This window comes from Pseudosulfitobacter sp. SM2401 (assembly GCF_042932805.1).
Lineage (GTDB): Bacteria > Pseudomonadota > Alphaproteobacteria > Rhodobacterales > Rhodobacteraceae > Ascidiaceihabitans.
Genome location: NZ_CP170633.1, coordinates 2,845,766 through 2,858,421, shown reverse-complemented (window position 1 = coordinate 2,858,421; position 12,656 = coordinate 2,845,766). Strand labels below are relative to the sequence as shown.

Sequence of the window (12,656 nt, the reverse complement as noted above, 5' to 3'; positions counted from 1 at the left end):
GGAAATTAAATGTCACAAGAAACCAAGCCACGCAGATCAGGTGGGCGTCGTCGGGCGCAGTCGGACGCGGCCAAACCTGTGCGCGCAACAGATTACGTGAACCTGCGCCATCCGTTTCAGCCGCAGGTCGTTTTTTCGGACGACGAAGTTGCAAACATCCATGACACCGCCCTGCGTGTGATCGAGGAATTGGGGATCAAAATTCTATTGCCCGAGGCGCGGGAGATTTTTCGCAAAACAGGCGCACGCATCAAAGATGATATGGTGTTTGTAGGCCGGGATATTGTCACGGCTGCTTTGCAATCCGCCCCTGCATCCATTCGTTTGCGTGCCGCCAATCCTGCACGCAGTCAAACGTACGAAAACGGCGCGATGCTGTTCATGGCCGGTGCGGGCTGCCCCAATGCCAACGATCTTAATCGGGGGCGCAGGCCGGGTGATTTGCAAGCTTACGTCGAGACGCTAAAGCTGGCGCAGACCTATGACGTGATCCACATGCTTGGCCCCTGCGTTGAACCCCAAGACGTGCCGATCCAGTTTCGCCACTACGAAATGATGCGCGCGCAATTGATCCACTGTGACAAGCCGATGTTCGTTTATTCCCGGGGCACCGAGCAGGTGAACGATAGTTTTGAGATGATCCGCATGGCTCTGGATCTGTCTGAGGATGACTTTACCGATGGGGTCTGGGCCACAACCGTCATCAATTCAAATTCACCGCGTATGCTGGATATTCCGATGGCCCAAGGGCTGATCGACTTTGCCCGTGCAGGTCAGATGACAATCATCACGCCTTTCTGTCTGGCCGGTGCAATGGCCCCGATCACTGTGGCCGGTGCGCTGACGTTGCAACATGCCGAGGCATTGACCGGCATCACGCTGGCGCAACTGACCCGTGCAGGCGCGCCAATCAGCTACGGTGGTTTCAGCTCGAACGTGGATATGAAATCCGGCTCGCCGGCGTTTGGCACCCCTGAACACGTCAAAATGCAAATCGGGGCGGGGCAGTTGGCGCGTCACATCGGGTTGCCGTGGCGTTCAGCGACGGGGGCTGCGTCAAACACCCCAGACATGCAGGCCGCAACTGAGACGAACATGGCGGTGTGGGGCGGGGCGATGGCAAATGCCACACTGACTGTGCACGCGGCGGGGTGGCTCGAAGGCGGGTTAAGCTTTGGCTACGAAAAATTCATCAACGATGTCGAAGCGCTGCAAACGATGGCCGAACTGTGCGTGAAACCTATCGGGAACGATGCAGAAATCGGGTTTGATGCTTTGGCCGAGGTTGACCCTGGCGGCCATTTCTTTGCCACGCAGCACACAATGGACCGCTACCAATCGGCCTTCTACGCGCCGCTGGTTTCGGACCTCACGAATTTTGGCGCATGGTCAGAGGCGGGTGCCAAAACTTCAACCCAGCGCGCGACTGACATCTGGACAAAGAACCTCGCTGATTTCCAAGACCCGGCGCACGGGCCACACGCCGCCAGCAACATCGAAGCATTCATTGAAATGCGCAAACAAGCGGGCGGGGCGTTCCCGCAAGAATGAAGTGCGTCGACCAAAGACGTGCTCCATAAGGGAGCCGGTGATCCTACTACAGTTTCATTCCGAGCACCTGAAGTTTGAACTGCAGGCGGACAAATCGTGGGATGGCGTCGTGTAGTGGTCTCGATTGGCTTTGAAAGAGGCCAATCCTAACTGAACCAGCGGTCTTCGCTCAACTACGCAGTTTACTTCCATTTGAGCGGCGTCACGTAAACGAGGCTATCACCCACACTGACCATTACTTCGCCGTCCTGAATATTGACCTGCAGCTTCATCGCGCGGCTTGCCAGTTTTGCCAGTTCGCTGGTCTCAGTCTCTGAAAAATTGATGACCGAGAGATTATCAAATCGGGTGGTGCTGTTTTTTATCTTCTCCCACCACGTCTCAGCTGTCCTGCCGCCGTAACAATAGACGATCACCTCATCAGCTTTGCCACAGGATTGACGTACAATCTTCTCGCTCGGAAGCCCCAACGCCACCCACAATTCCAACTCGTCACTCAGGCTCTTTTGCCAAATGTCCGGCTCGTCATCCGTTGAAAGACCCTTGGTCATTTCCAATTGTTCATGGGCATTCAACGCAAAAGCGAGAATGCGCACCATCAACCGTTCATCGGTCTCGGACGGATGTTTGGCGACGGTCAGTTTGTGGGTTTCATAATAGTGACGATCCATATCTGAAACGGAAAGTTCAACTTTATAAATGGTGGCTTTTTGCGCCATGATCTGTCCTGAAATTGCAAAGATAGGCATGCCTAGTGCGTCTGATGACGTTGTGAAAGCAGATAAAGAAGCTCCTCCAAGAAATTGGAACTGGATAGGTGTCGCCAAGCTGCACAACGTTGTCACCATATAGTTTTATGATCCGCTGATGTTGTGAACCGCCAGCAATCATGTGGCGCAGCCGTGATGCCATTTCTTGAGAGACCATGCGCCTTGTGGCAAAACGCAATTGAAGGTCCCTTGCCGGTCCAGTGCATGATTGCGCAACCTCTCCCATTTTCTGGAGCATGGGCATTACTTCAGTGAGGATCACCGCTTCCAACAGATCGACCTTGGTGTCGAAATAGAGATAGAGCGTACCTTTGGCCACTTGGGCTTCGCGCGCGATATCAACCATTTTTGCCGCCTTGAAACCGTCGCGGTCAAAGATTGTAAGCGCAGCCTGAACATTGTCCTCGCGACGCCTCATCATGCGTATCGGCATAAAACTTCCCAATCTGTTCCTGATCCGGCTTCGCTCAACACTCTGTGTTGTGCAGTCGATCCAAAAAACTGTTTCTCGTCTCATCCACGTCCGGGATCATCAGCTTGCAATTGCCGCCTTCGCACCTTTCTGGAAAACCGGCCAACTCGGGGCCAGCAAAGACGACGCGGATCATATTGGGCGTCAAATACCACGCTGCCTTAACCGTCAGAACCCGAGCGGCTGACCGACCGGTTGCCTTGCGTGCGACTTGCGCCACTTTCGATAATATCGACATGTGTTGATTGCCTTTCTCGTGCCAAATTCAGAATTTGCCGGAATTCCCCCAGTCCGCGCGGGGGCTGATTTCTTCTTGGTTCATCCAATGTTCTACGATCAAACCCCCTGCGATGCGGTACAGATCAAACACAGCGATATCTTTTCCACCGACATGGCGCTTGCCGTACGTCGCAACAAAATCGCCTTGGCCAATCAGTTGAAATAGCATCTCGTATTGGCCTGCTGCGTCAGATGCAATCCAATCGGCAAGCCCGTTCAGTCCCGCGCCAATCGCTGTCGCATGCTGGGTGATGTCTTGCGACACGAAGGCAGAAAGCTTGTCGTGCTTGCGCTCTTGCAGCACTTGCTTTGTGTACTCAAGGACAATGGCTTTGCTGGCAGCGCCATCCGCAGCCAAATCAACATCGCGCGTGCCTTTGACCATGTCTTCGCCGGATTTACTGTCCTGAACATAGGGCGCGATGGTGTCCCAATGTTCCAGGATCAACCCATCCGGATCGGTGTAAAACATGTCCATCGTCACCCACCGCGCCGCGCCATCGTTAAGCGATTGGTAAGCGCTGCAAAACACCCACGGACCATCCTCAAAAATGCGAATGATCTCGATGTCGCGTTTTGGATTGCGCGCAACGAAGGGTTCAAAAAAGGCCAGAAACCCTTCGGCCCCATCAGCAACACCGGTTGAGTGTTGCGTGTAACGGTGACCGGTATTGCGCAGGACGGCCGCGCGCGCATTGCCGCCCGCGATCCCGTCCAAATAAATGTCGCGTACGTTGTCCAAGCCTTTGCCCATCGTCTCTAACTCCTATTAAGTTGCATTACGCAGCAGCAGGTTTGCGCCACACCAGAAGGATCGCAATGGCGGCGCTGATCGCAAAAACAAGACCGGCAATCGCGGCCTCAGCTGGTCCGCCCATCAATCCCATAAAGATCGCATCGTGGCCGTTCATGAACATCATGGCGAACCCGCCGATCATCACGAGATGGCGTTGCCCGACCACTGCGCCGATCAACGCAATCAGGATCAAGGTCGTTTGCCGCCCCAAAAATGCGCCAGCCGTACCGCCAAGGGACAGCGCGGGACCGGTCAATTCCGCAAGCCCCGGGTTTGATATCGGGTTTGAATACGCCGGCAGAGTGAACGCCGCCATTACGACCGCCAACAGCCCGATCAGGATCCGAGCGAGCAGGTATTGTTTGTTAAACGTCATTGGTTTTCCTCAAAGGGTCAAGTGGGGATCGGGGCGTGGCCACACGTTGCACGCGTGGTTTTGCGGCCACGATTTCCACTCAGAAATTGACGGTCAGCGCACCGCCATTTTCCGTGATCTTGCTGAGGTCTGTGCCTTCGCCGACCGTGATCAGAATACCGCCGGTCTCGAAGGTGAATTCTGTCGCCAGCCCTTCAACGAAGGCGCCCACTGAGGACACGGTTGTACCGGGCGCCACGATTTCGACTGTCGCGTTAAAGTTCTCATCGGTCAGATCCGACAACGCGGCCGAGATGATTTCCGTATCAAACGCGAAATAATAACGGTCGAACGTTGTGTCGTCGTAGAGCGTGACCTGAAGCTTTTCCAGCTGTGCCACCAGCGTCATGGTCAGGCTGTCGCTGGTCACATCCACGTCGTAGACCGCAAACGCGAAACCGGGCAGCTCAACCGCGTCACTGATGGCGACGGGCCCCTTGGCATCCACTGTCATAGGGTTGCCGCCCGTCGCTTGGCCGTTTTCAAAGAAATTGACCGCTTGGCTTAGGGTGTTGGCAGTGTCCGCAGCGACAGGGCCTATCGTGGCGAATGTCAGGGCGGTGCCCGCAAAGAGTGCCGTGGCAAAATTGGATTTGAGGTGTTTCATGTTGGTGTTCTCCTGGAGAATTGAAAAATGGGGCAGGGCCAATTGGCAGTGTTAGCTGCGGCCGTGGTAGGCTTGGCTGACGGCAAAGCTGTCCTCGAACCAATGCCACAGCACGATTTGGCCGTTGCGAACCTTGGCGCGCAGCGCGAATGAAAACGTGCCGATCTCTTGGCCGGAATGTGGCGTGATGCCGTCCATGACGCCAAAAACAGCGACCGTATCACCGGATGCAAAGGCGTCTGTGTTTTCCCATTTGGTGGTCTGCACGTTGGCCCCAAAAACCCCGAGGAATTCAAAAATGGCGTCCTTGCCCTTGGTTTCGCCAATCCATGGTAGGGTCGTGTCGCCTTCGTTGTGCCAGACCATATCGTCGGCCATCAGGGGCGACATGGCATCAACCCCCTCGTTCATTGCGGCCATAAAAGCCATGACCGTGTCAAAGCTGGCTTGACTTGTTTCGTCCATATCTTGTGCTCCTACTTGTTGTGCGAGGATCAGTGCCAATGCGGCCCCGATTGAAGTTTTCATCAGGCGTCTTCGGTTCATTTGCGATGCTCCTTTTGGGATGATTTCGGGCGAATTTCGGGGATCACTGCGAGGGGGGCTGCCAAACAAGGGTGGGGTTTTCGCGAAAGGCGAACCTTTCCAAGTGACTGGTCAGGATGTGCACCACTTGATCGAGCCGTGGCTGATCTTCGGCTGACGCAAGCAAGTCGAGTTTGTTGTCATCTGCAATCATTTCACAGCGACCAAACGGGAACTGAACCCATCCTTTATTGATGTCGTATTCAACCTCAACCTTGCGGCCAAAGTGCGCACACAGCGCCGCGAGATAGCGGCCCGCGCCATCGGTTTTGAATGATGCAAAAGTGTTCACTTGCGTGGTCTCCATACGTGTACAGAGAACCTATGCAGATCTAATTATCTTGCCTATTGGCTCATTTTAGAAGTCATTGTTCGGATAGGCGGAACTATCTATCGACGGTCCGGGCGCTTTAATCTGACGAAGGTCTCAGATCCAAACGGATCGTTTTTTGATCTATGCCCGCCACTTGCGTTTCGACCGAATGATCAAGCAGCTCTCTGAAATTGTTGCCCGCGACATCCTCAAACCGTGCGTTCACAACAAGGTTGATCGCGCGGCTCGACCATGCGGCATCCGGCACGAAACGCCACGTTTTTTCATGGTTTCCGACAGACACTGTTCCGGTCACGATGTGCCCACCTGCGTCCAAAATTGTGATCGCGTTTTGTGCAAGTTGATGATCATACGGGCGATCAAATGTGATCACCAACGGATCAAGGGTCGTAAATTTTGGTCGCTGAAACCGCCAGAGTTTTGTGTCAGGCAAAACCCGCAACGCTGGAGAAGCGGTGAAGGGCTGCTCAAATTGCCTGGCCTTTTGCCCGTCACGCGCATTTGGCCAACCGTCCTCAACCACGATGGAATAGCTGTTGCCGACTAGCAAAGCTGGCCCCAGTTCAGGATTTGTGGCGACACCACGTTTGATACGACCCGGGTCCATCAACTGGGTCAGGCGCGTGCGGTCTTTGTTCCACAGCTCTTGCTTGAATGACATGAACGCTGCGAGATCAGCCTTACCGTTCGCATTCACCAGCTTGATGAACTCAGTCGACAAACGGGGCTGCATCGGTTCAGAAAAATGGATGTAAAACCGCAAGGTGTTTTCGGGAATATCCGCCCCGCTCGGATAGATCGCGACGACTTTTGGGCGGCTGGCAGCACTGTCAGCATCAATCTTAAATTCGGTCAGGTGGCGGACGGGATCGTGCGTTAAAACGGTATACGATTGCCGCCTCACAAGATCGAAGGCGGGGTCGAAAGTGACGCGTTTCCCGTCAACGCGATAGGCACCGGCCATCGGGGATTTGCCTTCACAGCAGTCCGTTGCGACACCTGTGAACACCTGTAAGACATCACTCGGTTTGCCAAGTGCGCCGTCCGGCCGCTGCAATACGACGTTTCCATCGGCCTGTATCGGAAGGATCAAGCGTCCCTCATCCGCGAGGACCGTTGACCATGATTGTCCCGCAAAACAGATGGCGATTAGAACGCGTTTGAACGCAGTCTGTTTCATGAAATTCCCCACAGTTTACTCGGCTTTCGCGGCCCAATATTGCGGGAAATCGAACTCGGCCACGAGGTTATGTAACCGGTTGGGGAACATGTTCGCGTTCGAGTCCAGATTGAGGCTGCCGGTGAACATATCGCGCGTCATAGACACGAACATACCGTCGCCCAGTGCATCAATGTGAAGCGACATCCCGTCAAACATCACGGCCTTACCGACGGGACCAACCGGCATCGTCGGGAACAAGTCCATTTGACCGCCGCGCTCAAAATCTTCGGGAGCGTAGGCTTTGGCGTTGCTCAGACCGTTGATCGGAATGGCCTGAGGTCCGCGGCTGTTGCTGGTCAGAAACAACATCTCATTGCCTTGAAAAGAATAGGATACCATGTCCAGCGGTTGGCCGTTTCCGTAATCCATAATGGTCCGTGCCGCGATTTGGGCACCATCAACGATGTCGTCCAGATCAATCAGCACCAGTGGGCTGCACGTGTAGGCGGCCACAAGCTGGGCCTTGCCATCAATGTCCTGAATCGACATCGCACGGATCGGCGCACGTGTTTCAAATTGATCGTGCGAGATGTGATACATTTCGACGTTGGCAGCACTTTGCGCACCATCAAACGGATAGGACATACGGCGCAGGGTCGACAGGAAATTGTCAAACGCGACGCCCGACACGAACAGTTCGCCGTCGTGGTATTCCATGTCCATGATCGCAAGCGAGCTGAGCGTGATGTCGCCCTTGGCAAGGTCACGCGCCTGTGGTGGGTTCTGGCCCAAGCCGCGCGGCCGGAATGTGGTTTCCTGATCGGGATAGTGGTTCAGCCCCTGCTTTTGAAAGTCGAGCGACGCAAGGTCCAACAGCTCGATCTTACCCGTTTGTGAAATCTTCATGATCGCTGGGGTGGATTCGAAATTACCGATCCGTGTGAGCGAAATGTAGATCTCGGCCGACACCGGATGAACGGCCATATCGTTGATCGCCAGTGCGCTTGGGCCGACACCCAAAACGTCGGCAATCTTTTCATCAATGCTGAGGATGTTGACAGGGGTCACCTGTTCAAGTGCTGCAGCACCTTCCAGATCGAACGCGTAAATCGCGCCGTTGTAGTTGTCTCCGACGAACAAAGTGCCCGTGTCTGAAAACTCGAGCGCTCCGGCAAATTTCAGATCAAGCGGCGTGTCTTGGGCAAAGGCGGGCATTGCCAACGTCGTGGCGAGCACAAAAGACGCAAGCGCTGTTTTCTTTCTTCATGCATGGTGGTCCTCCTTGGGGATTGGTCGGTGTGGCATCAGGCATTGGGCAAACGCTGTTGCAATCAATCCTGAGCGCGACGCTCCAAATTCCTCATCTGCCGCTTAGGCTATGCCTTGAGGGTTAATTCGACTATTGAGCCATTTCAGAAGTCATTAATCCGTAGGGCCGAACAATGATCGATCACTTGAGGCAGATGGCAATTTTCGCGCGCGTCGTGGACGAAGGATCGTTTAGGGCAGCGGCCAAAGACGTCGGCCTGGCCCCGTCGCGGATCAGCGAAACGGTTTCAGAGCTTGAGACCTACCTCGGTATCACCCTTTTGTACCGCACCACGCGGAAAATCACGCTCACCAATGAGGGGCGCATTTTCTATGCCCGCGTGGTTGAAATGATGCGCAGTGCAGAGGCCGGCCTGAACGAATTGAACGCCTTATCGCTCGACCCCGTTGGTGCCTTGCGCATTTCAATTCCGGCATTCTTGGCGACTGGCCCGCTGTCTACCGCAGTTGCTGTCTTTGCCAAACGACACCCGAACGTGGCTTTTTCTGTGGCCTACACCGACCACCCGCTAGATCTGATTGACGGCGGATTTGACATGAGCATCCGCGTCGGCTGGTTGGAAGATAGTTCGATGATGTCGCGAAAACTGGCCAATGGTCAGCGTGTGCTGGTTGCTGGCGTAGACTATGCTCAGGGTCGAAAATCACCCAAACGACCGTCTGATTTGGACGACTGGGATTGGATCAGATACCAACAACGTAGCGACACGACTGAATTCATATCATCAACTGGAAAAGTCGAAAAAGCCACCGGAAACGCCCAGATCGAAGTCGACAGCATTGATGCTGTCTATCACCTCGCCACTCAAAACATGGGGGTAACGATCTTGCCTTCATTCCTTGCGGATCGGGGCATTGCATCCGGCGAATTGATCCAGCTTCTTCCTGAATGGGAACTGAGCGAACTGGGCATCTATGCTGTGTGGCCAGACAAATCGCGGCGCGAAAGCCTGACATTGCTCTTCGTGCGCTTTTTGGCCGAAGAGGGCCTCTGCCACCCAGAAGACGGAAAGATGGCGTGACTGGTTCGGTTAGCTTGTTCCTAAGGGTCTTTTTCGATCAGGATGTCTAACAGAGGAGCATACCAGTGAAGCAATGCCAGAGGCTTCCTGTAGCCCCATAAATCCATCCTAATCACCTGATGCCTACGCTCTCCTCAGGCAGGGCATAAACAGGGGCATTTCTGGACCTACAGTGGCTCAGAGCAGTACCTACAGCGATGTAAAAGAAGAGTAGCTGGGATGGTAGGGCCCCTTGACCGCGTTGATCCGGAAGGCTTTTGGTGGCGGTGGCGGTTGTGGCCTTCTCCGGGGCATTACGGGTACTGCGGGTGGTCCACTCCGACCTCCCGTGCGCCTCTCCCCGGCAGGGAGCCGAAGACCGTCGACACCGTTTCCTCCCGCACCACCCACCTCGGAACTGTCTGAGTTCGGGGTCCAAGCCGACCGCCGCCAGGCCAAGCCGTCCGGAACGACGTAGGGTTCTGCGGGGTATCTAGGGGGAGCGACCAAGGGCTCGCCGGAGGGCTGTAGTGACCTCCGGATTGGTCGGGGTAGGCCCCGGTGGTGACCTGCCAGATCTGGGCCGCTCCGTGACCCTCGCAGATGCAGCATTGCTCTGACCGGCGCGAACTGCCCATAACAGACTTTCGCTGCCGTGGCTGACCAACGACCGCTTTAGGGAAGTTATTTTGCCTGCCGCAACAGGTCACTGCCCCAGTAAGTCATCCCCACAAGGATAGAATTCTTACATGTTGAACCTTATCCGATTTTGACTAGGGGGTAAAATTTCATCCAACCTTTTTAGGAGGCTGCCCCCATGCTAACTTAGAACTGCGGCATCTCTGTCGCTGCGTTGCAACCCATGTCGTCGAAACGGTCATTGAGTGCCGCCACGAGGCATCTGCCTCTGCGCGGCGGTGGGTGTTAACGATCGAGACGCGGACAGATCCGACGTTCGCGGCAACCGCACCAATGGCTACGTTTTAGATCTTAGCTGATCGGTAAACTGCGATTTGTGCACTTCCCAAACAGGCGAATGGCGATAAGTTTGCCAACTTGCGCCTATGTTTTAAAGGATCCGGGCAGAACACTCTGTCTAAAATTTAATGCCAAGCCCGACGCGCGCCCCAAAAGCGATTTTTCCATTCCCGTTGCCATGAAATTCTGTGTCAAAGATCAGGTTTGCATTGTCTGAAAGTGGGATGGATGCGTTGAAACCTGCAAATGCGGTGATGTCGGAACCCCTGCCGGTACCAAAGCCAAAGCTCTGGCCCAGAACCGTTCCTGCCACGGCGTTGCGCCCTGTTGTGCGCGCAGCGATCCCGACCCTCGGGGTGAAAACGCCATATGCACTATGTATTGGATAGGCAACTTGAAGGCGTCCTTGCCACAGCGAAATATCGCGATCTTGCACTGTTGCGCCACCTGTGGATCCTGTTTCGGTATAGCCATGCTGCATGATGTGGGTGTAGCTGAGATTGCCGGTCAGATCGAGATCATGCCCACCAAGCGTCACGGTCTTTCCAAATGCGAGAGACGGCGAAATGAACGTGTTGTCATAGGCCGCGCGTGCGGTTTCAACACCACCGACAGCTGCGTTGTTCAGAATAGTGCGGGTGCTTGACGTATCGGATTGCCCCACACTAAGGGAGAGATTGGTGAACCCGTTGTGCCCTTCAAATCGGGCATATACGCCGGCGAAATAAGTGTCGGCCTGCAGCGATCGCTTGGGTTGTCCTGTCGGCGACAGATCAACGATGGCCTGACTTATCCCGCCGAAAAAGCCGACATGGCCATTTGACAGGGCAAAGGCATCAACCCCAACGACACCACCAAAGTCGGAATAGCTGCTTTCGCCAAAGGTGGAATTTGCACCACTTTCGCGGGCAGAGCCGTTCACCTGCCCCCAGAACCGCAAATCCGGCCCATCCTCGATGCCAAACGGGGCAGAGGCATTGCGGCTCACACCGGGCCCTGCATCATAGTTTTGGCCCAGATGGTCGGAAACCTGGCCATGAATGCTGTTTGTCAGGTTACTGCCAAGCGCTGCATCCAGCGAAAACGCGGTCTGATCAATCACGGCAACAGTTGAACCACTTGTGACAAAGGGCAATCCGCCCGTGTTGATTACTTCTGGCAAGCTGTCAAACGTCAGAATTGTCCCCGTACCAGTCAGAATATTGGCGGTATCGCTGCCCGCGCCAAGATAGAGTTCACCCATCAGAACCGAACCTGGCAACAGTGTTAGTGTGTCATCCCCTGTGCCGGTGAAATCAACCGCGCGCACACCTTGCAGAATGCCCGAGTTGATGACGGTGCCCTGATTGATACGTATCGCTGTCGCGATTTCTAATTCTGTCCCGTCACCAAAAACGTCGTATTGGTTTGTTGAGATAGAGCGGATCTCGCCGCTGGATACGATTGTGTTTCCTGTCCCCTGCGCTTCAAGTCCCGCCGCGCCGTCACCGGTTAAAACGATGCTGCCAGAGTTGGTCACATGGTTGTCGTGGCTCATTCTAATGCCGTAGCCGCCTTCGCCAGAACTGGTCATCAAACCAGTGTTGAACACCGTGTTTCCCGAACCCAATGACATGCCATTATGGCGTTCCGTGGTCCCGATAATGGTTCCGTTGTTATGTATGACATTGTTGTTGCCGCCCAGGATTCCCCAAGCAGACAACACCCCCAAAGCCGATAGTGTCCCGTCGTTGACCGCTGAGTTGTCGTTTCCCATCACAATTTGGTGGGCCAACACGCCAGTTGTTGTTACTGTTCCGGTATTGTGGATCGTGTTTCCGCTGCCAGCTCTGAGGCCAGTGGCAAAAGTTCCCTCTACGGTAACGGACCCTTCATTGACGATCGTGCTGTTGTCACCCACCCAAACCGCCCTTGTGAGCGTCCCAGTTGTCTCGATATTGCCAGAATTGGTGACGGTGTTGCCATCTAGAACGTCGACGCCCGAAGCCCCAGCGCCATTGGTTGTGATATTTCCTGCATTGGTAATAACATTGTTGTTTTCGCCAAGTATCGCGGATTGGTCCGCTCCTGTGGTCGAGATTGCGCCACCGGCCTGTACCTCGCACGAGGCATCGCTGCCGATTGACTGTGTAGCACCTTCGGTTTGGCCATTGATGATGACGCCGGGGCAGGTTGCTAGGGCCGAAGTTGACCATAACAGATAGATCAATGTGCCACTGCAAGCCGCTTTGCTCTTGTGCCCCCCTGCGATTGCACACACTGTTTGAAAGGACGGGACATGCCGGGGCAGAAAACGATTGTGTAAATTGCTCATGAAAATGTCGCCTTAACCAAATTATTTAATGACGTCTGATTTCGAAATTACTTGGCGTTTTTA

At 54.6% G+C, this 12,656-nt stretch carries 13 protein-coding genes; 2 read left to right on the top strand and 11 right to left on the bottom strand.

Annotated features, from left to right (window positions below; genetic code table 11):
• The first annotated feature begins 9 nt into the window (after positions 1-9).
• Positions 10-1,551, top strand: a complete 1,542-nt coding sequence (locus ACFIO0_RS14185; protein WP_390911049.1) for a trimethylamine methyltransferase family protein — start codon at positions 10-12, stop codon at positions 1,549-1,551.
• Between the two features lie 182 nt (positions 1,552-1,733).
• Here the strand turns inward: ACFIO0_RS14185 and ACFIO0_RS14180 are convergent, their stop codons facing one another.
• The 10 genes from ACFIO0_RS14180 to ACFIO0_RS14135 all read right to left on the bottom strand — a co-directional run bounded on the left by ACFIO0_RS14180 (position 1,734) and on the right by ACFIO0_RS14135 (position 8,207).
• Positions 1,734-2,270: a YaeQ family protein gene (locus ACFIO0_RS14180; RefSeq protein ID WP_390911048.1), complete on the bottom strand. Its 537-nt coding sequence runs from the start codon at positions 2,268-2,270 to the stop codon at positions 1,734-1,736.
• Positions 2,245-2,754: a TetR family transcriptional regulator gene (locus ACFIO0_RS14175; protein ID WP_390911047.1), complete on the bottom strand. Its 510-nt coding sequence runs from the start codon at positions 2,752-2,754 to the stop codon at positions 2,245-2,247. The genes ACFIO0_RS14180 and ACFIO0_RS14175 overlap by 26 nt, the downstream gene beginning before the upstream one ends.
• 34 nt (positions 2,755-2,788) lie before the next feature.
• A complete protein-coding gene (locus ACFIO0_RS14170; RefSeq protein WP_390911046.1) occupies positions 2,789-3,031 on the bottom strand; it encodes a siderophore-interacting protein in 243 nt (80 codons plus the stop codon).
• A 27-nt stretch (positions 3,032-3,058) separates the two neighbouring features.
• Positions 3,059-3,826 (bottom strand): hypothetical protein, encoded by a 768-nt coding sequence (locus ACFIO0_RS14165; RefSeq protein ID WP_390911045.1) that lies wholly within the window; start codon positions 3,824-3,826, stop codon positions 3,059-3,061.
• A 25-nt stretch (positions 3,827-3,851) separates the two neighbouring features.
• On the bottom strand, positions 3,852-4,244 hold the full coding sequence (locus ACFIO0_RS14160) for a hypothetical protein (RefSeq protein ID WP_390911044.1): 393 nt from the start codon (positions 4,242-4,244) through the stop codon (positions 3,852-3,854).
• Between the two features lie 79 nt (positions 4,245-4,323).
• Positions 4,324-4,890: a hypothetical protein gene (locus ACFIO0_RS14155; RefSeq protein ID WP_390911043.1), complete on the bottom strand. Its 567-nt coding sequence runs from the start codon at positions 4,888-4,890 to the stop codon at positions 4,324-4,326.
• Between the two features lie 51 nt (positions 4,891-4,941).
• Entirely contained in the window at positions 4,942-5,436 is a 495-nt protein-coding gene (locus ACFIO0_RS14150; protein WP_390911042.1) for a nuclear transport factor 2 family protein, read from the bottom strand.
• Between the two features lie 43 nt (positions 5,437-5,479).
• A complete protein-coding gene (locus ACFIO0_RS14145; RefSeq protein ID WP_390911041.1) occupies positions 5,480-5,767 on the bottom strand; it encodes a DUF2218 domain-containing protein in 288 nt (95 codons plus the stop codon).
• Positions 5,768-5,885: 118 nt separating this feature from the next.
• Positions 5,886-6,989, bottom strand: a complete 1,104-nt coding sequence (locus ACFIO0_RS14140; protein WP_390911040.1) for a hypothetical protein — start codon at positions 6,987-6,989, stop codon at positions 5,886-5,888.
• Positions 6,990-7,004: 15 nt separating this feature from the next.
• Positions 7,005-8,207, bottom strand: coding sequence for a hypothetical protein (locus ACFIO0_RS14135; protein ID WP_390911039.1), 1,203 nt, complete (start codon positions 8,205-8,207; stop codon positions 7,005-7,007).
• Positions 8,208-8,413: 206 nt separating this feature from the next.
• Between ACFIO0_RS14135 and ACFIO0_RS14130 the strand changes: the two genes are divergently transcribed.
• On the top strand, positions 8,414-9,322 hold the full coding sequence (locus ACFIO0_RS14130) for a LysR substrate-binding domain-containing protein (RefSeq protein WP_390911038.1): 909 nt from the start codon (positions 8,414-8,416) through the stop codon (positions 9,320-9,322).
• Between the two features lie 1,075 nt (positions 9,323-10,397).
• Here the strand turns inward: ACFIO0_RS14130 and ACFIO0_RS14125 are convergent.
• Positions 10,398-12,593: an autotransporter domain-containing protein gene (locus ACFIO0_RS14125; RefSeq protein WP_390911037.1), complete on the bottom strand. Its 2,196-nt coding sequence runs from the start codon at positions 12,591-12,593 to the stop codon at positions 10,398-10,400.
• Between the last annotated feature and the right edge of the window lie 63 nt (positions 12,594-12,656).